Origin of the sequence: Nonomuraea angiospora (genome assembly GCF_014873145.1) — a bacterium.
Taxonomy (GTDB): domain Bacteria; phylum Actinomycetota; class Actinomycetes; order Streptosporangiales; family Streptosporangiaceae; genus Nonomuraea; species Nonomuraea angiospora.
The window spans coordinates 2951488-2977339 of record NZ_JADBEK010000001.1; the positions used below are offsets into that span (position 1 = coordinate 2951488).

28 protein-coding genes are annotated in these 25852 nt (G+C 71.4%); 18 read left to right on the top strand and 10 right to left on the bottom strand.

All coding sequences use genetic code 11. The features are described from left to right. Nucleotides 1-5: 5 nt before the first annotated feature. The 4 genes from H4W80_RS13445 to H4W80_RS13460 are packed head-to-tail and all read right to left on the bottom strand — an operon-like array spanning nucleotide 6 to nucleotide 3524. Nucleotides 6-1220 (bottom strand): ABC transporter permease, encoded by a 1215-nt coding sequence (locus H4W80_RS13445; protein WP_192785399.1) that lies wholly within the window; start codon nucleotides 1218-1220, stop codon nucleotides 6-8. Then, complete coding sequence (locus H4W80_RS13450) at nucleotides 1217-1945, bottom strand: ABC transporter ATP-binding protein (RefSeq protein WP_318786848.1); 729 nt, start codon at nucleotides 1943-1945, stop codon at nucleotides 1217-1219. The genes H4W80_RS13445 and H4W80_RS13450 overlap by 4 nt, the downstream gene beginning before the upstream one ends. Then, the gene (locus H4W80_RS13455; RefSeq protein WP_318786849.1) at nucleotides 1942-3000 is read right to left on the bottom strand and encodes an efflux RND transporter periplasmic adaptor subunit; all 1059 of its coding nucleotides are present in this window, start codon (nucleotides 2998-3000) and stop codon (nucleotides 1942-1944) included. The genes H4W80_RS13450 and H4W80_RS13455 overlap by 4 nt, the downstream gene beginning before the upstream one ends. Beyond that, a complete protein-coding gene (locus tag H4W80_RS13460; RefSeq protein ID WP_192785400.1) occupies nucleotides 2997-3524 on the bottom strand; it encodes a hypothetical protein in 528 nt (175 codons plus the stop codon). Before H4W80_RS13460 ends, H4W80_RS13455 begins: the two co-directional genes overlap by 4 nt. 152 nt (nucleotides 3525-3676) lie before the next feature. Between H4W80_RS13460 and H4W80_RS13465 the strand changes: the two genes are divergently transcribed. From H4W80_RS13465 to H4W80_RS13475, 3 genes are read left to right on the top strand one after another with little or no spacing between them, the layout of a single operon-like run. Next, on the top strand, nucleotides 3677-4330 hold the full coding sequence (locus tag H4W80_RS13465) for a response regulator transcription factor (RefSeq protein ID WP_192785401.1): 654 nt from the start codon (nucleotides 3677-3679) through the stop codon (nucleotides 4328-4330). Then, nucleotides 4327-5493 (top strand): sensor histidine kinase, encoded by a 1167-nt coding sequence (locus tag H4W80_RS13470; RefSeq protein ID WP_192785402.1) that lies wholly within the window; start codon nucleotides 4327-4329, stop codon nucleotides 5491-5493. The genes H4W80_RS13465 and H4W80_RS13470 overlap by 4 nt, the downstream gene beginning before the upstream one ends. A 48-nt stretch (nucleotides 5494-5541) precedes the next feature. Then, nucleotides 5542-6138 (top strand): NUDIX hydrolase, encoded by a 597-nt coding sequence (locus tag H4W80_RS13475; RefSeq protein ID WP_192785403.1) that lies wholly within the window; start codon nucleotides 5542-5544, stop codon nucleotides 6136-6138. Between the two features lie 30 nt (nucleotides 6139-6168). Here the strand turns inward: H4W80_RS13475 and H4W80_RS13480 are convergent, their stop codons facing one another. Beyond that, complete coding sequence (locus H4W80_RS13480) at nucleotides 6169-7836, bottom strand: TROVE domain-containing protein (RefSeq protein WP_192785404.1); 1668 nt, start codon at nucleotides 7834-7836, stop codon at nucleotides 6169-6171. 743 nt (nucleotides 7837-8579) lie between these two features. Between H4W80_RS13480 and H4W80_RS13485 the strand changes: the two genes are divergently transcribed. From H4W80_RS13485 to H4W80_RS13505, 5 genes are read left to right on the top strand one after another with little or no spacing between them, the layout of a single operon-like run. Beyond that, the gene (locus H4W80_RS13485) at nucleotides 8580-9239 is read left to right on the top strand and encodes a lysophospholipid acyltransferase family protein (protein ID WP_225963417.1); all 660 of its coding nucleotides are present in this window, start codon (nucleotides 8580-8582) and stop codon (nucleotides 9237-9239) included. Nucleotides 9240-9296: 57 nt separating this feature from the next. Next, complete coding sequence (locus H4W80_RS13490) at nucleotides 9297-10871, top strand: penicillin-binding transpeptidase domain-containing protein (RefSeq protein ID WP_318786850.1); 1575 nt, start codon at nucleotides 9297-9299, stop codon at nucleotides 10869-10871. Between the two features lie 58 nt (nucleotides 10872-10929). Further along, nucleotides 10930-12126 carry a M24 family metallopeptidase gene (locus tag H4W80_RS13495; RefSeq protein WP_192785406.1) on the top strand — a complete coding sequence of 399 codons (1197 nt, stop codon included), beginning with the start codon at nucleotides 10930-10932 and terminating at the stop codon, nucleotides 12124-12126. A gap of 32 nt (nucleotides 12127-12158) precedes the next feature. After that, nucleotides 12159-12545, top strand: a complete 387-nt coding sequence (locus H4W80_RS13500; protein ID WP_192785407.1) for a hypothetical protein — start codon at nucleotides 12159-12161, stop codon at nucleotides 12543-12545. Then, nucleotides 12546-13127 carry a TetR/AcrR family transcriptional regulator gene (locus H4W80_RS13505; protein WP_192785408.1) on the top strand — a complete coding sequence of 194 codons (582 nt, stop codon included), beginning with the start codon at nucleotides 12546-12548 and terminating at the stop codon, nucleotides 13125-13127. It begins immediately after the preceding gene. A 51-nt stretch (nucleotides 13128-13178) separates the two neighbouring features. Here the strand turns inward: H4W80_RS13505 and H4W80_RS13510 are convergent, their stop codons facing one another. Further along, complete coding sequence (locus tag H4W80_RS13510) at nucleotides 13179-13529, bottom strand: hypothetical protein (protein ID WP_192785409.1); 351 nt, start codon at nucleotides 13527-13529, stop codon at nucleotides 13179-13181. Nucleotides 13530-13566: 37 nt separating this feature from the next. Here H4W80_RS13510 and H4W80_RS13515 point away from each other — a divergent pair, with 37 nt between their 5' ends. Beyond that, entirely contained in the window at nucleotides 13567-13827 is a 261-nt protein-coding gene (locus tag H4W80_RS13515; protein ID WP_192785410.1) for a hypothetical protein, read from the top strand. Nucleotides 13828-13877: 50 nt separating this feature from the next. Here the strand turns inward: H4W80_RS13515 and tnpA are convergent, their stop codons facing one another. Continuing rightward, complete coding sequence (gene tnpA / locus H4W80_RS13520) at nucleotides 13878-14294, bottom strand: IS200/IS605 family transposase (RefSeq protein WP_192785411.1); 417 nt, start codon at nucleotides 14292-14294, stop codon at nucleotides 13878-13880. Between the two features lie 22 nt (nucleotides 14295-14316). Here tnpA and H4W80_RS13525 point away from each other — a divergent pair, with 22 nt between their 5' ends. The 4 genes from H4W80_RS13525 (at nucleotide 14317) to H4W80_RS13540 (ending at nucleotide 17483) form a co-directional block, all read left to right on the top strand. Further along, nucleotides 14317-15576 (top strand): RNA-guided endonuclease InsQ/TnpB family protein, encoded by a 1260-nt coding sequence (locus H4W80_RS13525; RefSeq protein WP_192785412.1) that lies wholly within the window; start codon nucleotides 14317-14319, stop codon nucleotides 15574-15576. Beyond that, entirely contained in the window at nucleotides 15545-15985 is a 441-nt protein-coding gene (locus H4W80_RS13530; RefSeq protein ID WP_337959996.1) for a helix-turn-helix domain-containing protein, read from the top strand. The genes H4W80_RS13525 and H4W80_RS13530 overlap by 32 nt, the downstream gene beginning before the upstream one ends. 365 nt (nucleotides 15986-16350) lie before the next feature. Continuing rightward, nucleotides 16351-16995, top strand: coding sequence for a GntR family transcriptional regulator (locus H4W80_RS13535; protein ID WP_192785414.1), 645 nt, complete (start codon nucleotides 16351-16353; stop codon nucleotides 16993-16995). Beyond that, the gene (locus tag H4W80_RS13540) at nucleotides 16992-17483 is read left to right on the top strand and encodes an OsmC family protein (RefSeq protein ID WP_192785415.1); all 492 of its coding nucleotides are present in this window, start codon (nucleotides 16992-16994) and stop codon (nucleotides 17481-17483) included. Before H4W80_RS13535 ends, H4W80_RS13540 begins: the two co-directional genes overlap by 4 nt. A 106-nt stretch (nucleotides 17484-17589) precedes the next feature. On the opposite strand, the gene H4W80_RS13545 is transcribed toward H4W80_RS13540, so the two are convergent. Next, nucleotides 17590-18279, bottom strand: coding sequence for a FadR/GntR family transcriptional regulator (locus H4W80_RS13545; protein WP_192785416.1), 690 nt, complete (start codon nucleotides 18277-18279; stop codon nucleotides 17590-17592). A 183-nt stretch (nucleotides 18280-18462) separates the two neighbouring features. Between H4W80_RS13545 and H4W80_RS13550 the strand changes: the two genes are divergently transcribed. Further along, nucleotides 18463-19419 (top strand): dihydrodipicolinate synthase family protein, encoded by a 957-nt coding sequence (locus H4W80_RS13550; RefSeq protein ID WP_192785417.1) that lies wholly within the window; start codon nucleotides 18463-18465, stop codon nucleotides 19417-19419. 147 nt (nucleotides 19420-19566) lie between these two features. On the opposite strand, the gene H4W80_RS13555 is transcribed toward H4W80_RS13550, so the two are convergent. Next, on the bottom strand, nucleotides 19567-21465 hold the full coding sequence (locus tag H4W80_RS13555; protein ID WP_192785418.1) for a sialidase family protein: 1899 nt from the start codon (nucleotides 21463-21465) through the stop codon (nucleotides 19567-19569). A 244-nt stretch (nucleotides 21466-21709) separates the two neighbouring features. On the opposite strand from H4W80_RS13555, the gene H4W80_RS62660 reads away from it, so the two are divergent. The 3 genes from H4W80_RS62660 to H4W80_RS13565 all read left to right on the top strand — a co-directional run bounded on the left by H4W80_RS62660 (nucleotide 21710) and on the right by H4W80_RS13565 (nucleotide 24013). Then, nucleotides 21710-21835, top strand: coding sequence for a hypothetical protein (locus tag H4W80_RS62660; RefSeq protein ID WP_264085983.1), 126 nt, complete (start codon nucleotides 21710-21712; stop codon nucleotides 21833-21835). A 266-nt stretch (nucleotides 21836-22101) separates the two neighbouring features. Further along, nucleotides 22102-23007, top strand: coding sequence for an endonuclease/exonuclease/phosphatase family protein (locus tag H4W80_RS13560; protein ID WP_192785419.1), 906 nt, complete (start codon nucleotides 22102-22104; stop codon nucleotides 23005-23007). Nucleotides 23008-23170: 163 nt separating this feature from the next. Then, entirely contained in the window at nucleotides 23171-24013 is an 843-nt protein-coding gene (locus tag H4W80_RS13565) for a polysaccharide deacetylase family protein (RefSeq protein ID WP_192785420.1), read from the top strand. Between the two features lie 326 nt (nucleotides 24014-24339). Here the strand turns inward: H4W80_RS13565 and H4W80_RS13570 are convergent, their stop codons facing one another. Further along, on the bottom strand, nucleotides 24340-24624 hold the full coding sequence (locus H4W80_RS13570) for a DUF3040 domain-containing protein (protein ID WP_192785421.1): 285 nt from the start codon (nucleotides 24622-24624) through the stop codon (nucleotides 24340-24342). Between the two features lie 134 nt (nucleotides 24625-24758). Here H4W80_RS13570 and H4W80_RS13575 point away from each other — a divergent pair, with 134 nt between their 5' ends. Then, on the top strand, nucleotides 24759-25796 hold the full coding sequence (locus tag H4W80_RS13575) for an Rv2578c family radical SAM protein (RefSeq protein ID WP_192785422.1): 1038 nt from the start codon (nucleotides 24759-24761) through the stop codon (nucleotides 25794-25796). Nucleotides 25797-25852: the final 56 nt, after the last annotated feature.

Consider the following 25852-nt stretch of genomic DNA (forward strand, 5'->3'; position numbering starts at 1 on the left):
AGCCCTCAGGTGGTGGCGAGGGCGACCGTGGGCGACAGGCGGGCGGCCCGCATGGCGGGGTACAGCCCGGCGAGCGTGCCGATCAGCAGGGTCGCCCCGACCGCCCCGCCCAGCGCCCACGGCGGGACCACCGGCGGCCAGCCCCGCGACAGGGCGTAACCGGCGGTCGCCAGCGCGCCCAGGACCGCGCCCGCCACCCCGCCCAGGGCGGACAGCAGCAGCGACTCGGCGAGGAACTGGACGCGCACCTGACCGCGGGTGGCTCCGAGCGAGCGGCGCAGGCCGATCTCCCTGCGCCGCTCCAGCACGGAGATGACCATGGTGTTGGCCACCCCGACCCCGCCCACGAGCAGGGCCACCGCGCCGAGCCCGAGCAGCAGGTTGGTGAAGGCGCCCGCGGCGGCGGCCTTGGCTGCCAGGGCGTCCGACGGCCTGCTGACGGTGACCTCCTCCGGGTTCTCGGGGTTGACGGTGCGGGGCAGCACCTGGCGCACCGACTCCACCGCCTCGTCCGAGGAGCGCTCGTAGATGGTGGTGGGGTAGCCGTCGAAGCCCAGCAGCTCCCGCGCCGCGGGGAAGCCGACCAGGGCCGAGCGTTCGATCTCCGGGGCCAGCGGCATCGGCCCGAGGATCCCGATGACCGTGAACCAGCGGCCGCCCATCCACACCTGTACGCCGGTCCTGGCCAGGCCGAGCCGTTCGGCGGCCTGCGCGCCGAGCACGACGGCCGGCTGCCGGGCGGTGGCGTCGTTGAGCCAGGTGCCCTTGGTCACCGAGCCCTCCAGGGTGGTCAGGAGAGTGGTGCTGGCCGCCTGGACGGCGATGCCGCCGGTGACGGCTTCGGGGATGTGGTTGTTGCGGCGTACGGTGGCCTCCACGCCGCCCGTGGCCGCGGCCGTCCGGACCGGGCGGATGCGCTGGACCATGGCCAGCGCGCCGGTCGGCAGCTTGGCCTCCTCCCCGAACATGGTCTGCCCCGGAGCCACCGTGAGCAGGTTGGTGCCGAGCCTGTCGAGCTGGCGCAGGAGCTGCTCGCGGGAGGAGGACGAGATCCCGATCACGGCGATCATCGTCGCGATGCCGATGGCGATGCCGAGGGCCGACAGGATCACCCTCGTCGGGCGGGCGCGCAGCCCGGCGGCCCCGACGCGCAGCACGTCCCCGAGGCTGAGCCGGCCGGGCGCGAGCCGCGCCCCGGCCCGGTGGTGGTGGTCGGTCAACGCCCGGCTCCTCTCAACAGCTCCACGGGGCTCAGGTGGTCGTGCTCGTGGCCGTCGACGACGAGGCCGTCGCGCAGGCGTACCTGGCGGGCGCACCAGCCGGCGATCTCGGCGTCGTGGGTGATGACGGCGACGGTGGTGCCGGCCTCGTGCAGGTCCGCCAGGACGGCCAGCACGTCGGCGCCCGCGTGGGAGTCCAGGTTGCCCGTCGGCTCGTCGGCGAGGAGCAGCGGAGGGTCGCCCGCCACGGCCCGGGCGACGGCCACCCGCTGCTGCTCGCCGCCGGACAGCTCCGACGGCCGGTGCCGCAGCCGGTGGCCGAGCCCGACCCGTTCCAGCGCGGCGGCGGCGCGTTCGCGGCGGACGCGGCGGCCCGTGCCCGTGTAGAGCAGGCCGTCGGCCACGTTGTCGAGCGCGCTGACGCCGGGCGCGAGGTGGAACTGCTGGAAGACGAACCCCAGGGTGCGCGAGCGCAGCCCGGACAGCTCCCGGTCCGACAGGGTCGCGACGTCGTGGCCGGCGACGCGCACGGTGCCGGAGGTGGGGCGGTCGAGGGTGCCGATCATGTGGAGCATGGTGGACTTGCCCGATCCGGACGGGCCGACGATGGCCAGCAGGTCGCCCCGGTCGATGGTCAGGTCCACGCCGCGCAGGGCGTGCACGTCTCCGGCGTACGTCTTGGTCACCCCGCGCAACTCGACGATGCAGTTCCCTGGGCCGTTCACTGGACCGGCACCCCGACCTTCATGCCCTCGGCCAGCCCCGCGCCCTTGATCTCGACCAGGCCGCCGCCGAACGCCCCGGTCTCGACCGCCACGATCCGGCTCGCCGCGCCCTCCACCACCTCGACCCCGAAGCCGCCCTCGCGCAGCGCCAGCAGCGCCTCGACGGGCACCGCCAGAACGTTCGGGTGGCGGGCGCTGGCCATCTCCACCTCGACCGGCGCCTGGTCCAGCTTCGTCCTCGGCGGTTTGGCGAGGGTGATGTCCACGTCGATGGTGGTGGTCGCGTCCCGGTCCGATCCCGAGGACTCCGCGACCGTCCCGACCGACGTGATCCGGCCGCCGGCCCGCTCGCCGCCGGGGAGCGTCACCGTGACCTTGGCGCCCTTGCGGGCCAGCGACTGGTCGCCGGTGTCCAGGTCCACGTGGACCAGGCGGCGGATGCCGCTCACCGTGAGCGCCTGCTGTCCGGGCGCGGTCCTGGCTCCGACCTCGGCCTTGGCGTCGGTCACGCGTACGGCGGCCGGCTGGAACACGACCTGGGCTGCGTCCACCCGCCCGCTCTCCGCCAGCCCCCTGTCCTCCTGCCAGTCCTTGACCGCCTGCTCGGTGGCGTAGCTGAAGTGGTCGTCCACGGTGAGGTAGTCGCCGTACCCGAGCGCCTTGAGGTTGCGCTCCAGCTGCTCGACGTCCGGCCCGTCGGACACGCCACGCTGCAGGGTCCGGTACAGCGGCAGGCTGCCGTACATGAGCACGAGCGGCCTGCGGTCCACCTTGATCAGCGGGCGGCCGCGGCGGACCACCGCGCCCTGGGCGGCCACCCACGTCACGGTGCCGGAGGCGCCGGAGGCGATCCGGCGCTCCCCCGCGTAGGTGAGGGCGCCGTCCACGGTCTTGGTCTCCACCAGGTCCTGCCGGGCGATGTCCGCGGTGGCGGGGACCGGGGACCTGGCGGGCGTGGCGGCGCCGGGGCCGCCGTCGTTCATGACGGCCACCGCGGTCCACGTCGCGGCGACGGCCAGGACCGTGCCGCCGCTCAGCAGGATCCCCTTCCTCACGACGTTTCCCCTGGCTTCTTGCCGCCGCCGGGCGCGTACTGCTCGCAGGCCTTGTGCGCGGCCTCGATCTTGTCCTTCGAGCCGTTCCTGATCTCGAAGCGCATGCCCTCGCCGGGCTTGGGGTCGGGCATGTCGACGCCGTGCCGGCGCATGCACTGCGCGAACTTGACCATCTGGTCGTAGTCCTGCCGGCTGGGCGTGTGGTCGCGGACGACGGCGTCCATGATGGGCTGGCACGCCTTCTGGGCCTTGTCCATCTTGTCGCGGCCCACGCTCTTGGGGACCTCCACCCGGAGCTGGCCGTTCTGCGGGTCGGGCACGTCGATGCCGTGCTCGCGCATGCACTGCGCGTACTTCAGCTGGGCCTCCTGCGGGTCCAGCGACGCCGACGGGGTGGCCGTGGGCCCGGCGGACGCGGTGCCGCCGCCGGCGCTGGCCACGCCGTCGTCCTTGGGCGCCGTGCCGCCGCACGCGGCCAGCGCCAGCGTGAGGGGGACGGCGGCCAGCAACAGCCGTACGTTCATGACGTTCGCTCCTTCGCGCCCGGGTCCTTCGCCCGGCGCGCGGCCTCACTCCAGCCCATGGGGTGCTAGAACCGGATAAGCCCGCCCCGCCGGTTTATCCGGCCCTAACACGTGATCCGTCACGCTCGGGTGCCAGAAGGAAAGGGGCGGCGATGCGGGTGCTTGTCGTCGAGGACGAGGAACGGCTGGCGGACGCGGTCGCGCACGGGCTGCGGCTGCACGCGATCGCCGTGGACGTGGCCTACGACGGGCAGGACGCCCTGGAGCGGGCCGCGTACGTGGACTACGACGTGGTGGTGCTCGACCGGGACCTGCCCGAGGTGCACGGCGACGACGTGTGCCGGCGGCTGCGCGAGGGCGGCGGGGGCGGCCGGGTGCTCATGCTGACCGCGGCGGGACAGATCCGCGACAAGATCGACGGGCTGTCGCTGGGCGCGGACGACTACCTGGTCAAGCCGTTCGCGTTCGCCGAGCTGGTGGCCCGGGTCCGGGCGCTGGCCCGCCGCTCGCCCCGCTCCGCGGTGCCCCCGCTCGAACGCGGCGGCATCGCGCTCGACCCGTCCCGCCGCACGGTCACCAGGGACGGGCGGCCGGTGTCGCTGAACCGCAAGGAGTTCGACGTGCTGCGCGTGCTGCTCGGCGCGGACGGCGAGCTGGTCACCTCCGGCGAGCTGCGCAGGAGCGTCTGGGACGAGCACGCCGACCCGGGCACGGGCGCGCTGCGGGTCACGATCACGTCGTTGCGCAAGAAGCTCGGCGTGCCGTCGGCGATCCTGAACGTGCCCGGCAAGGGGTACCGGCTTTGATCGTCGCCCGGTCGTGGTGGAGCAGCAGGCGGCTGCGGCTGCGGCTCACGCTGCTGTACGGCGGCCTGTTCTTCGTGGCCGGGTCGATCCTGCTCTGGCTCACCTACCTCATCACCGGCCAGGCGCTGAACCAGCAGTTCGTCACCGGGTTCAGGAAGATCCAGAACGCGCCCGGGGGCCTGGACGCGGCGCGCCCGATGGTCGAGGACGTCGTGTTCATGGGCGACATCGAGAACCGGGCCGGCAACGTGCTCAGCGAGATGGTGCGCTCGTCCATGCTCGTGATGATCCTGGTCGGCGTGGTGGCGCTCGTGCTCGGCTACGTGGTGGCCGACCGGGCGCTGCGCCCGCTCGACCGGGTGACGGAGGCGGCGCAGCGGCTGTCGGAGAGCACCCTGCACGAGCGCATCGGGCTGCGGGGGCCGCCCGACGAGGTCAGGCGGCTGGCGGACACGTTCGACGCGATGCTGGAGCGGCTGCACCGGGTGTTCGACGCGCAGCGGCGCTTCATCGCCAACGCCTCGCACGAGCTGCGCACGCCGCTGGCCATCAACCGTACGGTGCTGGAGGTGTCGCTGGAGGAGCCGGCCGCCTCCGAGGACCTCAAGGCGCTGGCCAGGGCGCTGCTCGGCACGAACGCCCGCTACGAGCGGCTCATCGAGGGCCTGCTGCTGCTCGCGCAGTCGGAGCAGGAGCTCACCGTGCGCAGGCCGGTGGACCTGGAGCAGGTCGTGCGCACCGCGCTGGAGCAGATCGACCTGCAGTCGCGCAGGCGGCCCGTCACGCTCCACCAGGACCTGCGGCCGGTGCTGGTCGAGGGGGATCCGCTGTTCCTGGAGCGGTGCGTGTTCAACCTGCTGGAGAACGCGATCAAGCACAACGTGCGCGACGGCGAGATCTGGCTCGCGCTGCGGCGGCAGGGCGGCGACGCGGTGGTCACGGTGCGCAACACCGGGCCGGCGGTGCCTCCGTACGAGGTGGACGACCTGTTCGAGCCGTTCAGCCGGCTCCACGGCGACCGGGTGCGCTCGTTCAAGGGCGCGGGGCTGGGGCTGTCGATCGTGCGGGCCATCGTGCGCGCGCACGGCGGCCAGGTCACCGCGGCCGCCCGGCCGGAAGGAGGGCTGAGCGTCACCGTACGGCTGCCGCACGGCCCGTCGTGAGACCCGGCCCCGGCGTGCCCGTCCGGAGCCCCGTGACATCCTTGAAGTGTGCTGTCGCCAATCGACGTGCTGCAGGAGCAGATCAGGTCCCATTTGACCGCCTTCGACCGCCGGCAGGTCCCGCCCACCGGCGGGGTGCGCAGGGCCGCCGTCACCGTGTGCGTCCTGGAGGACGCCGAGCGGGTCCCGTACACGATCCTGATCAAGCGGGCCGCCCACGGGCGCAACCCGGGTCAGTGGGCGCTGCCCGGCGGGCGCCTGGACGACGGGGAACGCGCCGTGGACGCGGCGCTGCGCGAGCTCGCCGAGGAGACGGGCGTCACCGGGGTCGAGGTGGCCGGGATGCTCGACGACTTCGTCACCGACTCCGGCTTCGTGATCACGCCGGTGGTGGCGTTCGGCGGCGTCCAGCAGCCGGTGGCCGACCCGCGCGAGGTGGCCTCGGTGCACGACGTGCCGCTGGAGTGGTTCCTGGCGCCGGGGGTGCCGCGCTGGCGCGGCAAGCTGCTGCAGATGCCGCTGGGGCCGTCCATCGTGGTCCACGCGCCGACGGGGGCGATCCTGTGGCAGTTCGCCGAGGTGGCGCTGCGCGGGCGCGAGCAGCGGGTCTTCGACGTGAAGCAGCCGCGCTGGACGAGGACCTGACCGGGCGCTCCCGGTCAGGTCCCACGCGTCCTACGCGCGGACGAACCCGTTGACGACCATCGGCAGCGACGCGTCCAGGCCCGCCACGTTCAGCACGCCCTCGTCGCCGGGGTCGCCGATCGAGTGGCCGACGGCGGTCATCGCCGCGACGACCACGCGGGCGTCCGCCGCCACGGTGCGGCGGTAGGCGCCGAGCTCCTGCGACGGGTGGGCGCGCCCCGCCCACGTCTCGTTGTCGGTGAACACCACGATGCCGTCCACCGCCATCCGCTGCTCGCGCGCCCAGCGGAACGGCAGCGACAGGTCGGTGCCGCCGCCGGACGGCTGCCAGGAGCGGATCTCGCGCAGGTTGGTGCGCGGGGTCACCTTCGAGGCGTGGACGTTGGTGTCCACGTCGATGACGTGCACGTTCCCGCGCTCGATGCGGGCCAGCATGACCGCCATGGCGCAGCCCACCTTGTACGGTGCGCCGATCGACGAGCCGCCGACCATGACGCCGCCCCAGCTCATCGAGGCGGAGGAGTCGACCGCGACCAGCAGCCGCCGGCCCGTGGGCTCGACGGAGCCGAACGCCAGCTCGTACGTCTCCTCCAGCGCGTCCCGGATCGCCGGGACCGGCGCCCACGTGTGCGCGTCGGCGCGCGGGTTGGGCTGGGCGCGGCCCGAGCCGTACACGCGCAGCGCCAGGAACGCGTCCATCGGGTGGATGCGCGCCCGCAGCAGCGCGTCGCGGTCGGTGAGCCGGGCGACCGCGCGCCGGGTGGCCTCGCCCTTCGGGGTGAGCGTGCCGATCCGCGTCATGCGGGCCAGGTTGCGCAGCAGCGCGGTCATGCCGATCGTGTCGACCAGCGCGTCCCACACCTTCGGCTCCCTCAGCACGGCGTCCGGCAGGAACTCCCACGGCACCTTGCGCTCGGTCACCACCTGGATCGCCTCGCGGGCCGTGGTGACCGCCTTGGCGGTCAGGAACCGGTCCACCGGCTCCAGCGTCTCGCGCGCCAGCTCGTCGGAGACGTTGCCGGCGATCCAGCCGAACAGCCGCGCCCGCTGCGGGCCGTCCGCCTTGGGGTGGGCGATGCGCAGGACGTCGCGCAGGTCGAACGTCTCGCCCTGCGGCGTCCTGCGCTGGCGGGCCTTGCACACCTTGAACGCGACGTCGTCGGGGCTGCCGGCGGAGAACCAGGAGGCGAGCGCCGTGCGCAGGGACCGGCCGGTGACCGGCGCGGTGCCGCGCGCGGTCGGCTTGCCGCCGAGGTTCTTGTAGTAGCCGAAGAAGGAGGCGAGGTGGTCGGTCGTGCGGGCCACCTTGGGCAGGGCGAGCTTGGCCGCCTGCCGGGTGGCCGCGTCACCGCGCGCGTAGGCGGCGGCCAGCGCGAACAGCGCAGGGCGCTGCTTGGGGGCGCGCGGCGGGCGCGCGGTCGAGATGCCGGTGAGCAGCTCGACGACGCGCGGGCCGTCCTCGGCGATCGCCTCGAACAGCGCCGCGGCGTTGCCGGCGGTGAGCTGCTCCTGCGACACGTAGTAGGTGCCGCCCGTGGTGCCGAGGATCAGGAAGTCCTCGACGCGCTGCCACAGGTCCTTCTCGAAGACGTAGCCGCCGGCCGCGTTGCGCACCTGGTCGGCGCGGCCGGGCAGCGGCTGGGTCTGCGGCGTGGCGAACGCGGAAACGCCGGCGAGGGGGTCACGGTTTCGCGCCATGGTTTTCACCTCGTACGTCTCGACCCGCCCGAATGGCGGATGTATGGAAAAAAAGGGGGACGGATATGGAAATGCGGACCGGTCTTTTACGGCGCGCTGCCACTACGCGACACGCGGAAGCACCCGCGCGGCGGGGAGTCGAACCCCGCGCTTCCGGCACCCGAAGCGATAACCGGCCTGCTTCGACCCGCCCCCGAGGCTCGGAGAGGGCACGGATATGGGGGTGTCCGCCGGCGTTGGCGCTCTGCCGACTGAGCTACCGGAGCGTTGGCCCCGGGCAGGACTCGAACCTGCGACTCCCCATTAAAAGTGGTAACCGACGAACTTCGACCCGTGCCCGCACCGAGTCGTGCTTACGTCGTGAATTCAACACGGCAGGCCAATAAGAGCTCAAATTATTTTCCCGGCGGAGCGGCGGTCACGGTGGGTGACCGGACGGACCCGGGGCCCTCGGGGGCCCTCGAAGATCGCCAAGCTCAGGTCACGTGTCGCCCATGAGGGGGGCGCGATTACCCCCATGCCCGGACCGTGTGCTTAACTCGAGTTGCCGATGTGGTCTGTGTCCCCCGGGCCGCAAATTACCGCCTTCACGGAATACCGTTCGGCTGGAGCCGTGTTGTGCATCTCGCCGAGGAGGCGACCGCCACATCGGCATCAACGACTTTTCCAGGCGTCCCGCCCAACGGGCGGGGCGCCTGCTTTATGGTGGGGTGGCCGACCGGCCCGATGATCAGGAGAGCTCGTTGCTGTACGAAGTGGTCAAGTTCGCCGCCGCGCCGCTCGCGCACGCGATGTGCCGGCCGCACATCTCGGGCGCGGTGCACGTGCCCAGGAGCGGGCCCGCGATCCTGGCCGCCAACCACCTGTCGATCCTCGACTCGTTCCTGCTGCCGGCGCTGCTGCCGCGGCACGTGACCTTCACCGCCAAGAACGAGTACTTCGACGGCAACCCGGTCTCCGGCTTCTTCATGCGGCTGGGCGGCAGCCTGCCGATCGACAGGGAGAGCGCGCACGCCGCCCAGACCATGCTCGACTCCGCCGCGGAGCTGCTGGAGCGCGGCGAGCTGTTCGGCATCCACCCGGAGGGCACCCGCTCCCCCGACGGCCGCCTCTACCGCGGCAAGGTCGGCGTGGCCTGGCTGACGCTCAAGACGGGCGCCCCGGTGCTGCCCGTGGCGCTCAGCGGCACCGAGAAGGTGCTGCCGGTCGGCTCGAAGGTGCCCAGGCCCGCGCGGATCGGCATCGCCATCGGCGAGCCCATGCGGTTCGAGGGCGACCACACCAAGGCGCGCGACCGGCGGCAGGTGACCGACGAGATCATGGCGGCCATCCAGAAGCTGTCCGGGCAGGAATACGTGCCGACCTACGCCGCCAGCTACAAGGCGGCCAACGGCGTGTCGTGACAATGTCGTCGAGGATCAGGGGGATGTAGCGTGGCGCGTGGTCGTACCATCGCGATCGTGTCCAGCGCCACCGTGCTCGCGGTGGGGGCCGCGGCCGGGGGCGCGTACTACCTGCTGCACACGAGGGGGACGCCCGCCGAGACGGCGCAGCGCTTCACCGCCGCGTGGCAGGCCGGCAACTGGACCGCCATGGGGGCGGAGCTCGCCAAACCGCAGCAGCTCAACGCGTACGACCAGCAACGCAGCGCACTCGCCGTCGAGTCGGCGGACATCAAGCTCGGCAAGATCACCGAGACCGGCGACCGGGCCCGCGCCCCCTACACCGCGACCCTGACCCTCAAGAACATCGGCAAGTGGTCCTACCAGGGCCAGATCGACCTCATGGTGGCCGACCGCACCTGGAAGGTCGACTGGAAGCCCGCCGCGCTCCACCCGTCGATGGCCGCCGGGGCCGAGTTCAAGCTCAAGACCCGCTGGCCCGACCGGGCCGAGATCACCGACGCCCGGGGAGACCGGATCGACACGGGCACGGTCGGCGGGTCGGTGCAGCAGCTCGTCGGCTACCTCGACAAGGCCGACAAGAAGGACGTGGCCAAGCTGGGCTCCGCCTACAAGGTCGGCCAGGCGGTCGGGCGCGGCGGGCTGCAGGAGACGTTCCAGAAGCGGCTGGCGGGCACGCCCGCCACCGAGATCCAGCTCGGCGGCAAGACGCTGGAGACCATCGAGGGCAGCGACGGCGAGCCCGTCCAGACCACGCTTGACCCGCGCGCGCAGGCCGCGGCGGTGGGCGCGGTCAAGGACATGAAGAAGCCCACGTCGATGGTGGCGATCAAGCCGTCCACGGGCGAGATCCTGGCCGTGGTCAACAACCAGGGTGGCTTCAACCGGGCGCTGGACGGCCGCTACCCGCCCGGCTCGACGTTCAAGGCGGTCACGGCGATCGGCCTGCTGGCGGCCGGGATGTCGCCGTCGGACACGGTGACGTGCCCGATGTACGCGACCATCGGCGGGCTGAAGGTCCGCAACTCCGACAAGGAGGCGTTCGGGTCGCTGTCGTTCCTCGACTCGTTCGCCCACTCGTGCAACACGACGTTCGCGCCGCTGGCCGAGCAGAAGCTGGGCGCCGACAAGCTGCTGAAGACGGCCGAGGACGTGGGCTTCAACCAGCCCCTGAACATCGGGGTCCCGGCCGCCAAGCCCAGCTTCCCCCGGGCCCAGTCCGACGCGGAGCTGGCCGCGGAGTCGTTCGGGCAGGCCAGGATCACGGCCAGCCCGCTGACGATGGCCTCCGTGGCCGCCGCCATCGCGGACGGCACGTGGCGGCCGCCGACGCTGGTGCCCTCGCTGAAGCAGAAGGCCACCGAGCGCCCGCTGCCCGACGGGGTCAAGGAGCAGCTGCACTCGATGATGGCGGCCGTGGTGTCCAAGGGCACGGCCAAGGCGGCCGGCCTGCCCGCCGGCACGCACGGCAAGACCGGCACGGCCGAGTTCGGCACCGGCGACGACCTGGACACCCACGCCTGGTTCATGGGCTTCAAGGGGGACGTGGCGTTCGCGGTGGTCGTGGAGGGCGGCGGCGCGGGCGGCAAGGTCGCGGCGCCGGTGGCGGCGTCGTTCCTCAAGGGGCTCTGAGGGGCCTCTGACGGCCGCGGCCAGGTGAACCGGCCTCTGACCTGGGCAGAACTCGAATGTGCTGGGGATCGGTGGCGAGGAGTACGCGGCGCGGCAGGCGGCCATGGGGCGGCTGGCCGCGCGGGCGGGGTTCCGCGGGGTGGTGGCCTGGTCGAGAGGCGGTTCGGCGCAGGACCATTACGCCGACGTCTACTACCTGACGGGCTTCTACCAGCACCAGCCGTTCATCCCCGACTTCCCCGGCCACTGGCGGGCGCGCGGCCACGCGGCCGTGGTCCTGCCCGTGGACGACCCTCCTCTCACTGAGCACCCCGCCGTCCTGCTGACCGACTCCAGGGACCTCCAGGAGCCCCGGCCGGCGGCGCGGGTCCAGGTGGCGCCCGATCTCGTGGACGCCCTGGCCGAGGAGATCAGGGAGTCGATCCGGCCGGGGCGGGTCGCGTTGATCGGCTACGAGGCGATGGCCGCGCCGTGGTGGTGCCGGCTGCGTTCGGTGCTGCCGGGGCACGAGCTGGTGTGCGCCGACGACCTGGCCTGGGAGGCGCGCCGGATCAAGAGCCCCGCCGAGCTCGACCTGCTGCGCGCCTCGGGGGCACTCGGGGTGCGCGCGGTGTCCGCCGCCCGGGAGGCCGCCGTGCCGGGCGCCACCGAGGCCGACGTGGCGGCGGCCGCGATCGCCGAGATCGTCCGGGCGGGCGGCGCCTACTCCGGCATGGGCATCTCCTCCGGCGCCGAGTCCTACACCTTCGCCGCCTCGGGCCCGACGCCCTACTCCGCCGACCGGCGGCTGGCCGAGGGCGACCTGATCAGGATCGACCTGTACGGCTCCGTGCGCGGCTACCTGTTCGACCTGGCCCGTACCTGGGTCGTCGGCGGCGAGCCGACCACGGAGCAGCGGCGGCTGCTGGAGGCGGTGCGGGAGAGCGTGCTGGCCGGGATCGAGCTGCTGCGGCCCGGCCGGCGCTTCGGCGAGGTGGCGCGGCGGTGTCAGCAGGTGTTCGAGCGGTCGGCGTTCGCCGTCCATCACGGGCTGCCCTGGTCGGAGACGGACGGCCTCTGGGGCCACGGGCTCGGCCTGTCGCTGGAGCCGCCGTGGATCACTGAGGGCGGTCCGGACGCGGACGGCCTCATCGAGGCCGGGATGTGCCTGGCGCTGGAGCGCCGGATCGCGATGCACTCCGTGGGGGGCGCCAGCCACGAGGAGGACGTCATCGTCACCGACTCCGGCCCCGAAGTCATCACCCGCGACCCTTGAGACTTGTTATCCGTCTGTGTAAATTTACTCGCATGGATAATAAAGTATGGGCTGCCGTCCGCGCCCTCTTCGTGGCCGTGCTCGTCATCTCCGTCGCGACCCTCGGCGTGGCCGCCCTGATCGGCGGCAACTGGGTGGTGTGGCTCCGCGGCGCCGCCGTGGCCGTGACCGCCGTCTGGCTCGTCGCCCTCGCGGGGCAGGCCGCCCGGGGAAAGAGATCGGCCTACGTACGCATCCGCTTCGTCACCATCGCCGCCCCCATCGGGATCGTCCTCATCCTCGTCGCCCCGGACAGCGGCTATCCCGGCTGGATGAAGGCGGAGCAGGCCCTGGTCGGCGTGCTGGTCGCCGCCGTCGCCCTGCTCGTCAACCGACGTGCCGTACGGCAGGCGTTCCCGAAGCGTGGCAAGCTGGGCTGAATGCAGAGCTCCGCGACCCGCCGGGCGGCCACCGAGGCCCGCAAAGCACAGATCGCCTCCGCCACGATCGCCGTGCTGGCGCGGCGCGGCTACGCGGAGACCACGTTCGAGGCCATCTGCGAGCAGGCGGGGCTCAGCAGCAAGCGGCTGATCTCCTACCACTTCTCCAGCAAGGACCACCTTTTCGAGGCCGTCGTCCGCCAGGTCGTCGAGGACGCGGCCGCCTTCATGCGCCCGGCGCTCGACGCCGCCTCCGGGGCGCGCGCCCAGCTCGAGGCGTTCATCAGGGCGAACATCGCCTTCATCGCCGCCCATCCCGAGCACGTGCGGGCGGTGCAGCAGATCGCGTTCAACCAGGTGCCCGTGGGCGGCGACGAGCAGGACGCCGCGGTCGCCAGGCTGGCGGCGCTGTTCGCGGAGGGGCAGCAGGCGGGGGCGTTCCGGGAGTTCGACGGCGGGTTGATGGGCACGGCTCTGCGCGCGTCCATCGACGGGGTGGCCGACCGCCTCGTCAAGGGCCTCGACCCTGATCGGTGCGCGGACGAGCTGGTCGAGCTCTTCGACCGCGCGACACGCGCCTGACCTCGCCGATCAGCGGGAGGCGCGGGCATGCTTCCCGCCCGACCTCGCCGATCACCGAGGAGCGCCGGTGTGCTCGCGCACGGCCGCGATGACGGCCGCCGCGCCGTCCTCCGTCCGGATCCAGGTCGCGAGCTCCACGGCCCTGCGCCGGTAGGAATCCTCCATCACGGCGGCGTTGAGCGTCGAGCGGCTCGTCGGAGCGCAGGTCGAGCCGCTGTGCGCCCCGGGCGGCGCGGACGGCGGCCGCGTTGTGCTTGCCGGCTCGGCGGGCCATGACCTCGGAATGTCGATACCGTTGAGCCGTCCTCGGATGGCGGGGCGGGCTGGCTGGGCAATGGCCAGACCGGGGCCGAAGCCGGCCTCGATCACCCGGTCCGTGGGCTGCACGTCGCGCTGGGACACCACCCACCCAGCGGTTGCGTTGGCGATTGGAGGCGCGGTGAGCCATGAGGTGTCCGGTCAGACGGCGCGGTCGGCCGAACTGACGTACGACCCGGGTTATCACGCGTTGCTTGAGCGTCTTCGACCTCACGGGCGCCAGCCGACGGCTTCAAGCGCCCTTGACGTCAAGCCGGACGAGCTGTTGACGATCGGCGAGCTGGCCAGGACCACCGGTGTCGCCACCTCGGCGTTGCGCTACCGGAATCGTCGGCAGTGCTCCGGCCTTCAGGCCGGAGGTGAAGCCGACCAGCCCGCATAGCGGGGCAAGAATAGCCGTTTCGCCGCCGGGCGAAACGGCGTCCACCCAGCTCAGACGGGCCGGCTCTGCTGCTCGATGTACTGGCGCAGAACACTGATCGGAGCACCGCCCACCGATCCGGCGAAGTAAGAGCCTGACCACAGCTTGTTCGCCCGGTAGTAGTGGCCGGCCAGTTCGGGGAACTCCTGACGCATCCGGCGCGAGGACACGCCTTTGAGGCTGTTGACCAACTTGGACAGGGCCACCTTGGGTGGGAAGTTGACCAGCAGGTGGACGTGGTCGTCTTCGCCGTTGAACTCGCGCAGTTCGGTTTCGACGTCGGCGCACACGGATCTCATGATCTCTTGTAGTCGGATGAGGTGCTCGCCGGTGAACACGCGATGGCGGAACTTCGTTACGAAGACCAAATGCGCGTGCAGCACGAAAACGCAATGTCTGCCGGTCCTGATATCGCCGTCGTCGGCCATAACCCAACCGTAGGGTGATCGTGTGCAGTTGCGGTACTCCTTCCGGATCGACCCGACCCCGGGCCAGCGCATCGCGCTCGCGCGAGCGTTCGGGTGCGCCCGGGTGGTGTTCAACGACGCGGTCGCACTGCGCAACCACGCCCATGAGCGGGGCTTGCCGTTCATCACCGACGCGGAACTGTCCCGCCTGGTGATCACCCAGGCGAAGCCGGCACCGGAACGCTCCTGGCTGGGCGAGGTGTCGGCGGTGGTGCTCCAGCAGGCGCTGGCCGACGCCTGCGCGGCGTTCCGGAACTTCTTCGCTTCTTTGGCCCAGACCCGCAAGGGGCCCAAGCTGGGGCCGCCGCGTTTCCGGTCCCGCAGGGACAACCGGCAGGCGATCCGCTTCACCCGCAACGCCCGTTTCACCATCACCGCAGCCGGCAAGTTGCGGCTGCCGAAGATCGGCGATGTGGCGGTGCGCTGGTCACGGAGCCTGCCATCCCAGCCCTCTTCCGTCACCGTGGTGAAGGATGCCGCCGGGAGGTATTTCGCCTCGTTTGTGGTCGAAGCAGCCGAAACCCCCTTGCCTGCGACCGAGGCCGAGACCGGGATCGACCTGGGCCTGACTCACTTCGCGGTGCTGTCGGGCGGGCGGAAGATCGACAGCCCACGGTTCCTGCGCCGAGCGGAGAAGAAACTCAAGCGGGCACAAAAAGCCCTGTCACGTAAGGAGAAAGGCAGCAAGAACCGGGCCAAGGCCCGGGTGAAGGTCGCCCGCCGGCATGCCAAGGTCACCGACGCGCGCCGCGAGTTCCACCACCGGCTGTCCACGATGCTGATCCGCGAAAACCAAGCGATCTACGTGGAGGATCTGGCGGTCAAGGGACTGGCACGCTCCGGACTGGCCAAGAGCGTGCACGACTCGGGCTGGGCATCGTTCCTTGGCATGGTGGAGTACAAGGCGAAGCTGTACGGTCGGACGTTCGTGAAGATCGGCAGGTTCTTCCCCTCCTCCAAGCTCTGTTCGGCCTGCGGGGCGCTGGCCGGACAGATGCCGCTGGCCGTACGGGAGTGGACCTGCCCGTGCGGGGTCACCCATGACCGGGATGTCAACGCCGAGATCAACATCCGGGCCGAGGGACGCCGGATCGTCGCCGCTGGACGGAAACCCGTGCCTGAGATGGGCGGGAAGCGGAGACGGAAAACGCCTGCGGAGACCGGTAAGACCCCTCCGCCCGCTCCTCGGGGCGAGCGCGGGGGCACGGTCGATGAAACAGGAAGCCACAGAAGTGCCGCGTGACACCACACGGCACAGGCTGAATCCCCGGCGTTCACGCCGGGGAGCGCGTCAATGGGAAGAGCTCGGCCCGCCCGCCCCGACCCGGGTCTCGGGCCAACGGCGTTATCCCGCCTCGGCGATGGCAATCGTCGGCCTGATCCTGTCGTTGCAGGACATCGGCTTCTCCCTGCGCGAGCTGAAGGGGCTCATCACCTCTCGTTACGAAGACGCCGACGCCTGGCGCGAGCTCCATCAGCGCAAGCTCGCCGAGCTCGACGAACGGATCGTCCGGGCGCAGGCCGCGCGCACCGCCATCGCCCACGGGCTGGCCTGCAGGCACCCGGAGGGCATCTTCCACTGCCCCACCTTCGCCCGCGTCATCGCCGCCCGCCTCGCCGGCTCCCCCATCCACGAGGCCCACACCCACTGATCACCACAATCACCACCCACCTAACCGGATCCCCTCCACGACGCCCACTCCCGCTGATCACCCCACCGGACCCCCAAGAGGCCCACAGCCACCGACCACCCCACCGGACCCCCAAGAGGCCCACACCCACTGACCCCCCACCGGACCCCCACGAGAGGCCCGCACCCACCGCCCCCCCACCGGACCCCCAAGAGGCCCACACCCACTGACCACCCCACTGGGTCCCCGCCGCCCGCCCCTTCCCGTCACGCACGGCTCAGAGCGGCCAAGCCATCGCGTCACTCACCCCGAATGCAACAGCGCTCCTCGCTTGCATACAATGCGTCCATTGCATGCAATGCATGCCGTCCGCTAACCTGATCCGCATGCAGACCGATGTGGCGCGGAGGCGGCTGAGGGAGTTGATCCTCGACGGCGCGTACCCGCCAGGCGCGCGGCTGACCGAGATGGAGGTCGCGGCCGCCCTGGACATGAGCCGCACCCCCGTACGCGAGGCGCTCCGCGCCCTGGCCGCCGACGGGCTCGTGCGCCCCTCCGGGCGCGGCGTGGTGGTCGTGGCGTTGGAGCAGGGCGACCTGGACGAGGCGTACCAGGTGCGGGCGGCGCTGGAGGCGCTCACCGCCGAGCTGGCCGCCACCCGCCAGCGCGAGGGCCGCATCGCCCCCGCCGACCTCGCCGGGCTCCGTGAGATCGCGATCGAAACCGCCACGGCCACCGCCGAGGGACGGTTGGCGGAGGCGGTGCGGCTCAACCGCCGATTCCACCGCGTGATCGCCGAGCTGGCGGGCAACTCGATGGCGTTGCACACGCTGGAGCGCATCTGGGATCAGATCCAGGTGTCCACGTTGCGCTCGCTGGCGCCGCCGTCGCGGCCCGCGTACGTGTCGGGCCAGCACGAGGAGCTCGTCGCCGCGATCGTCCTGGGCCGTCCGGAGGAGGCCGCCAGGGTCGCCCGCGAACACGTACTCGACACCCGTAGCATCACCCACAGCAAGGAGGACGAAGCATGACCCGCGAGCACACCTACCCGGTCGTGGTGACCTGGACCGGCGACAAGGGCACCGGCACCAGCGGCTACCGCGACTACGGCCGTGAGCACGAGCTGACCGCCGAGGGCCCGACGGCCATCGCGGCCAGTTCCGACCCGGCCTTCCGCGGCGACCCGACGCGCTGGAACCCGGAGCAGCTCCTGGTGGGCGCGCTGTCCCAGTGCCACATGCTGTCGTACCTGCACAAGTGCGCCGTGGCGGGCGTCGTCGTCACCGGGTACGTCGACAACGCGGTCGGGACCATGGCCCAGACCGCGGACGGTGGCCACTTCACCGAGGTGGTGCTGCGCCCCTCGGTCACCGTGACGTCGCCCGAGATGGCCGATGCCGCCGCCGGGTTGCACGAAGACGCGCACAAGGCCTGCTTCATCGCCAGCTCCGTGAACTTCCCGGTACGCGTCGAGCCGACCATCCGCGCCACGGGCACCGACGCCGCCCCGTCCCGTTAGAAGGTCGCTGAAGACCTTGTGACGCGGGCTGTGTCACTGGCGGTGGATGGACTGCGCGCTGTCTGAGCCGGGCCGGGGTAAGTGTCCGGACACCACCGGCGCTATGTCAGGATGGCGGCGCGGGTGCCGGCCGGGCCTGCGCCCGCGCGATGCGCGCCTTGACGTCGCGGAAGTGCAGGCGCATCGCCTCCTGGGCGGCCTCGGCGTCCCGGGCGCGAAGCGCCGCCACGATCCGGCGGTGGTTGACGGTGATCTCCGCGGTCCGCTCCTCCGGCGGGCCGAGCGTCGGCTCGACCTCGTGGTAGACGTCCCAGAACAGGCCGATCAGCTGCAGCACCAGTTCATTGCCGCACGACTCGTACAGCAGCGCGTGGAAGGCCCGATCGGCTTCCGGGTCCCGATCCATGCCATTGGCCAGGGCCTCCAACGCGGCGAGCCGGGGGGCGCTGGTGCTGTGGGCCACCTGAGCGATCAGCCCGGTCTCGAGCAGCTCGCGGACCTCGACCAGATCGTGCAGCGCGCGGATCCCGCCCGGCCCCGAACGCACCCGGAAGGCGAATGACGGGGTCAGCGCGTCGAGCGGCGCGTGCCCGACGAACGTCCCATGACCGTGCCGGATCTCGACGATGCCCAACGCCTGCAGAGCCCGGACGGCCTCGCGAACGCTGTTGCGGCTCGCCCCGAGCAGCTCCATCAACTGCACTTCGGTCGGCATCGGCGATCCGGGGACCAGCCCGCGCTCGTGAATCAGGGCGACGATGCGCTCCTGAAGCGACGCGCCGTCACCGGTACGCATGCCACCTCCAGACTCGTCGAAGACCTTGCGTCAAACATCCCACCTCTCGGGTCCGGAAGGCCAGCCGAGGACAGGAAAGTTTACGCCGACGACACGGAAGGCCCACCGGCCGGACACGGCTTGTTCGCTCCCGCATTCCGGACATAGGATGTTCTACGTGTACCGACCGGATGACGGGGCGTTGTGGAGACATTGACGTCGGACACGCTCGGCGGCACCTGGGGCACGGTCCTGCTGCCCATCCGGGACGACGAGTCGATCGACTGGGCACGCCTTGAGGCGGAGCTGGACGCGCTCGTCGCCGTGGGACTCGACGGCCTGTACGCGCACGGCACCGCGGGCGAGTTCCACACGCTCGGCGAGGACGAGTTCGACCGCGTCAACGCGCTGCTGGCCGAGAGGTGCGAACGGCACGGGCTGCCGTTCCAGATCGGCGCCGCCCACATGAGCGCGCAGACCTGCCTGGCCCGGGTGGCCCGCGGCCGGGCGCTGCGGCCCGGCGCGATCCAGGTGACGCTGCCGGACTGGTTGCCGCTGTCGCGCGGCGAGGTGGTGAGCTTCCTGTCCCGCGTCGCGGCCGCCGCCGATCCGGTGCCGCTCGTGCTGTACAACCCGCCGCACGCCAAGACGCAGGTGCCGGCCGACCTGTATCCGATGATCCGCCGCGAGGTGCCCGCGGTCATCGGGATCAAGGTGGCCGGCGGTGACGCGCGGTGGTACGCGGAGATGCGGCGCCACGCGGCCGGCCTCGCCGTCTTCGTCGCCGGCCACGATCTGGCGACCGGACGGCGGCACGGCGCCGCCGGCTCCTACTCGAACATCGCCGCCCTCAGCCCGGCCGGCGCCATGGCCTGGCAGCGGATGATGGTCGCGCGACCCGATGCCGCGCTCGACGTGGAGCGGCGGATCCACGAGTTCTTCGCCGCGCATGTCCGGCCGCTCCAGCGCGGCGGGTACGCCAGCGCCGCGCTGGACAAGTTCCTGGCCCACCTCGGCGGCTGGGCCGACATCGGCACTCGGGTCCGGTGGCCGTACGACTCGGTCGACGCCTCGCTCGCCGTACGGCTCAGACCCCTGGCCCGGGCACGATTGCCCGAGCTCTTCCCGCAGGACGTAGGACGTCCTGCGGCTGCCCGGTGATGGACGCGATGGCGCCCGCGGGGCCGCGAGCGCCATCGTCAAGCGGTTCACGCTGCCTGAGCTGACGCGAGCCCAGCCGACGCGAGCCCAGCCGACGCGAGCTCAGCCCACGCGAGCTCAGCCCACGCGAGCTCAGCCGACGCGAGCTCAGCCGACGCGATCGAACGGCAGCCGCAGCGCAAGCTGGCCGCCGATCGGGAGATTCCGCCCTCGGATCAGGTTCAGCTCGGTGTCGGTGAGCGCGCGCCGGTAGACGCGTACCTCGTCCAGCGTCCCGCGGAAGCGGTCCACACCGTCCAGCCGCTGCCCGATGTGGATCCCCTCGAGCCCGAACTCCTTGCCGAGGGTCAGCGAACCGGCCGGCACCGCCGCCGACGAGACCTGCACGCCGTCCACCAGGAGCCGGAGTTCGCCGCGTGCCCGCTGGAGCGCCACGAAGTGCCACTGCCCGTCGTTGTACGCGCTCGGCGACTGCACGGTCACGTTGAACCGGTCGACGGAGAGGACCGCCCGGATGCGGTTGCCGGCCGGTTCTGCCCGCAGCCACAGCGCCGGCGGGTTGGTGCCCCTGTTCACCCGGTGGAACCAGAGGATCGCGTGCGCGCCCGCCTGCTCCGAATACCGGATCCAGGAGGTCAGCGTGAAGTCCTTCGCGCCGAGGTCGATGGAGTCGTCGAACGGCACCTCCACCCGGTCGTCCACCCGGTCCAGTGCCAGCCCGCCGCCGAACCGCCCGTCGGTGGTCTGCGCGCCGCCGCGCACGTACGGCTGGTTGCGGTGCGGCGACTCGTCCGGCGTCGTCGGGCCGGGTGCCGGAGGGCCGGGGATGCCGGGCGGGGTGCCGTTCGGCGTCTCCAGGTACGCCTCGTTGAACCGTGCGAACCGGATCTGCTCGTACGGCGTGATGGTGCCGGCCTCGTACATCAGGGCCGCCTCGTCGCCGTCGAGGCGCACCATGTCCGAGTACGCCGACGGCCCCCAGTAGAAGACCTTGCCCTCGTCCCAGGTCTCGAAGCGGCGCCCCTCGTCGTAGGACGAGCGGATCCCCATCGCTTCCCGGGCGCCCGGGTGCATCGGCGAGGAGAAGAGGATGCGCCCTTCGCTGAAGCGCAGCAACGACGCCTGGATGTCGGTCGTCGCCAGCGCCGGCATGGTGCGGAACGGGACATCCCACGTCTCGCCACCGTCGCTGCTGGTCGCGTAGGCCCGGCTGCCCTCGTCGGTGCCGCGCTCGCGGGCCGAGGCGTAGATCCGCCCGTCGGTCAGCTCGACGACCGTGACCTCCTGGGCGATGACCGTGCCGTCGTCGCGGGACGTCTCGGCGCCGATGTTCCAGGTCACCCCGCTGTCGTCGCTGTAGAGCAGGTGCGTGCCGTAGACGTGCTTGCCGACCCGGTCCCAGCTTTCGAAACTCGCCCCGACCACCAGCCGGCCAGCATGCGGGCCGTGCTTGAGCTGGATGCCGTGCATCGGGCCGGTGGCGTACCAGAAGTTCCACTCCGGACGCTTGCCCTCGGTCATCTCCCTGGCGGCCGACCAGGTCGCCCCATGGTCGTCGCTGAACTGCACCCAGGGGTCGCGGTCACAGCCGTTCGGGCACGGCTCCGCACCGTTGTGGGTGCTCACCAGGACGACCCGGCCGGTGCTCTCGTCCACGATCGGCACCGGGTTGCCATGGGTCGTGCCATTGCCCTCCGAGACCACCTGCAGCGGCCCCCAGGTCCGCCCGCCGTCGGCGGAACGGCGCAGCACGAGGTCGATGTCCTCGTCGTCGCCGCAGTCCTTCACCCGTCCCTCGGCGAACGCCAGGAGCATGCCGTTCGTGGCCCGCACCACGGCGGGGATCCGGAAGCAGCCGTATCCGAAGTCGCCCTGTTTGTAGAGCACCTGCTCGTCCACGAACGGTGCCGTGCCTGCGGCCTCCGGGGTTTCCGCCGGCGCCGCGGTCGCCGGCGCGCCGAACACGCTGACGAGTAAGCCGGCGAACGCCAGTACGGCGCCCGCCCGGCGGCGGGCACGCCCCTTCGGGGGATGACCATCGTGCATGCCTTCGCCCTTCCTGCAGGAGAAGATTACCGATGGGACATCCTACGTCCAACGTCCCATGTTAAATAGATGGTGAACGTAGAATGTTTGCCCGACTTGACGCAGCATGTCTGATGCCGGTCAGGTGACCCGGCCTTCCAGGCACGGCTGTCAGGTTGCTTCGTCTCGTGCCGTCCGGACCGGCTCGGCTGTCGCCGGCGCGCCACCTCCGGGGCGCGGGGCGGCGGGGACGGGGGGCGCGGCCATGGTGGCGCTGGGCCTCGCCGTCGCATCCCGGGCGATCGCCGACGACAACCCTGCCGCGAGCGGGCCGCTGTCACGGGTGCCGGCGACCGACCTGACGGCGGGCCAGGCGGCGGGACGCGGCTGACGTCATGGGACGCGGACTCACGGCCACCTGGCCGCAGGGGCAGGGCCGCAGGCGCAGGGCCGCAGGCGCAGGCCGCACGTCGGAGAGCCTGACGTGACGGTCGACCACGCGCTTGCGGACTCACGGGTGGCGGCGCGGGCCTTCCGCGTGCTGGTGCCGCAGCACACTGGTCCACCCTGCTCGGCCCGTGACAGGAGCGGTGGTGCACATTTGCTTACATGAAAACCGCTTTATGGCGAGGCGTGTCGCGACGGCTTTGGGCAGTGATGGCGACGGCCGTCACGATCGCCGTGACGACGATGACGCCGTCCGACGCCCACATGAGCACCGCCACGACGTACCAGATCTGGCACTGGAACATCGCCGGCCACAGCAAGCACCTCGGCTCCACGACCAACGGCATCATCCAGGCGATCGGCGGCTCGATCAGCGCTCGCAACCCCGACTTCGTGTCGGTCAACGAGATGTGCCACAACCAGTACGGCGCGGTGATCGACTACCTGCAGGGGATCGGCTGGCCGCAGAATCCGCTGAACTTCGCCCGTTACGAGCGGGTGACGCCGGCCGACGACTCGAGCTACTGCGCCGGCACAGGCTACGGTGTCGCGATCTTCAGCCGCTTCGCCCTCGGCCCCACCGACCGCTTCACACTTCCGCAGGCTGCCGAGGACAAGCAGCGCAAGCTGCTGTGCGCGCCCGTCGCCGCCCGGCCCCACCTGCGGTTCTGCACCACCCACCTCACCTATGTCAAGGACTCCCAGGCGGCGCAGCTCGACTACGTGCACGACGTCATCGAGCGATATCGCGCCCAGGGCGACACGGTGCTGATCGCCGGGGACTTCAACATCCAGCCGCACAGCCCCCTGCTCGACAGCTGGTACTCGCCCACGGTCAACACGGTGAACAACGCCGGCAACCACGGCCGGTATCACGAGCTCGACGATGAGGACCCGATCTGCCCCGGGTGGGGAGAGCAGACCACCGAGAGCGGCACCCCGGGCTCGTGTGGTCAGCCGGGCAAGGTGGACCTCGTGTTCTCCGAGGCCGACAAGCTCACCGGCTACCGGGAGGACTCCCAGCCGATCGGGTACATCTGCGGCGCCAACCGCGACAAGGCATGCTCCGACCACCGAATCGTCAACGCCTTCGCCACGGTGACGGTGATGGACTAGCACTCCAGTGAGTGGTGGTGGCCGTGTCGGGCTGTGGCCTGATGGCGGCGGCGCCAGCCCGACCAGCGCAGGATGGGGGTCTTGGCCGTAGACCTCATCGCCGGTCGCCCAGCGGGCCGAAAACCGGTGGGATGTCCCCCTTCGCACCCGGCAGGCTTGGAGCATGAACGATCTTCTCGGCTTCGAGCCCGACGCGCGCCTGCTGATCGTGAACAGCGACGACTTCGGCATGCACCGGGCGATCAACGACGCGGTCGTGCGCTCGATCGAGGAGGGGATCTCGGGCTCGTGCAGCCTGATGGCGCCCTGCCCGGGGGCGGAGCACGCCATGGGACTGCTGCGCGACCGGCCGGAGATCCCGTTCGGGATCCATCTGACGCTGGTGTGCGACACGCCGCGCCGCCGCTGGGGGCCGCTGGCAGCCAAGGAGGAGGTGCCGTCGCTGCTCGACGCGGCGGGTGAGCTGTTCACGCCCGACCGCGTACCCGAGCTGCTCGCCCAGGCCCGCCTCGACGAGGTGGAGCGCGAGTTCCGTGCGCAGATCGCCGCCGTGACGGACGCCGGGCCGGCGCCCACCCACCTGGACTGGCACTGCCTGGCCGACGGCGGGCGCCCCGACGTCTTCGACCTCACGGTGGCGCTGGCCCAGGAGTACGGCCTGGCGGTGCGGGCCTGGCTCGACCCGGCCCGCCAGAAGGTACGGGCGCGCGGCCTGCCGGTGGTCGACCACGACTTCCTGGACAGCTTCCGGCTCGAACTCGACGGCAAGGCGGCCACGTACGCCAGGCTGCTGCGGGAGGTGCCGGTCGGGCTGAGCGAGTGGGCCGTCCATCCGGGGCTCGGGGACGAGGACGCGCGGGCGATCGAGCCCGGCGGGTGGCGCGTGCGGCGGACCGACTACGAGTTCCTCACGTCTCCGGAGGCGCGCGAGATCCTGCGGAGCGAGGGGATCACCGTGCTCGACTACCGGGTCCTGCAGGAGGTCTGGGTCGGACGAGGCACGTAAACCAAGGACAGGCCCAGCGAGGCGCACGGCGTTGCGACTGGTGCAGGTCCCGGATGCCGAGGACTGCACCACCACCGTGGGACCCGGGTCCACCACTGGGCAGGACCATCACGCGACGCATGTCCGTCCGACGCGCCTCAAGCACGATCACCATGCGACGCAAGTCCGGCACCCTCTCGTGCGACGCGCATTCGACCAGGAGCCCCGACAGAGGCGCAGAGCCAATGCTCCGGAACACAGCATGAACAGGCCGAGAACGGTCCGTGACGCAGCGTGTGGGAGGCGGTTCAGGCGGCGCACGGAAGGCGCCGATCCGGGCAGGACGGCTAGAAGTGGGCGGCGGCCAGGGCGAGCGCGGCGGCGGCCTCGTGGCGGAGCACCATGATCAGGAGCGTGGCGACCAACGTGGCTATGAGCAGCCAGCTGATCAGGATGATGACCGTCGAACGGCGTGGCCGCCGCCTGCGGCCCGGTTGCCCGTTGGCCTTCGCCTCGCTGCGACGCACCCGCTCGTTGAACGACTCCAGTCGTGCGACGAGTCGCGGATCGTCGGCGACGAGGTGCTGCTCGATCTGGGCCAGCATCCGCTCCTCGTCCTGCGACCAGGCCATAGACGCACCTCCCGAACGCAAGCTCTGCGACGTCTTTCTGCCCAACCCTGAAGATCATTAGCCCCCGCCTGACCAGGTAATTGCAACCTCTTTTCAGTTTGCGATCATGCTCGAACTCCTGTTCTAATCATGGCATGCGCTGGGACAACCTGCGCCTGGCCGGGCCCGGTCAGGACGATCCGGCCGTGCCGCTGTTCGCTCGCGGCGCGGTCACCCGCACGTTCGACACGCCCGAATTCAGGGGGATGACCTTCTACGAGATCCGGGCCAGATCCATCATCAACCGGGTTCCGGGGGCCAGCCGGGTCCCGTTCGAGTACACGATCAACCCCTATCGAGGGTGCACTCATCGCTGTATTTACTGTTTTGCCCGAAAAACGCATGAATATCTAGATTTTGATGCCGGGGCGGACTTCGACTCGAAGATCGTCGTCAAGGTCAACGCCGCCGAGCTGGCCCGCAAGGAGCTGGCCTCGCCGCGCTGGGGCGGCCACCACGTGGCCATGGGCACCAACGTCGACTGCTACCAGCGCGCCGAGGGCCGCTACAAGCTGATGCGCGGCATCCTGGCCGCGTTGCGCGACGCGCGCAACCCGTTCTCGATCCTCACCAAGGGCACGCTGATCCTGCGCGACCTCGACCTGCTCACGGAGGCGGCGGACGTCACGGACGTGAGCACCAGCGTGTCGGTCGGCTTCGTCGACCCGCAGGCATGGCGCGCGGTGGAGCCGGGCACGCCCAACCCGCGCAGGCGCCTCGAGGTGTGCGCGACGCTCAACGACAACGGCATCGCGTGCGGTGTCCTGATGGCCCCGATCCTCCCGTTCCTCACCGACTCCCCCGACCAGCTGGAGACCACCGTCAAGGAGATCGCCGCCTCGGGCGCCACCCACATCGCCCCCATCGTGCTCCATCTGCGTCCTGGGGCGCGCGAGTGGTGGCTGGGGTGGCTGTCGCGCGAGCATCCGCGCCTGGTGCCCCGCTATCTGGAGCTGTACGGGCGCGGCGCGTACGCGCCCAAGGCGTACCAGGAGCGGGTGACGGGCCTGGTCAAGGAGCTGGCCGAACGCCACGGCGTGGGCCGCGCCACCCCGGCCATGGCCCGCCGCCTCCCGCCCCGGCCCGCGCCCGCGCTGATCACGGACGAGCCGGAGCAGCTACGCCTGCTCTGAGCGACACCACCACCGCACTCGCCCTGACCCGCGCAGTACGCCTGCTCCGAGCTCCG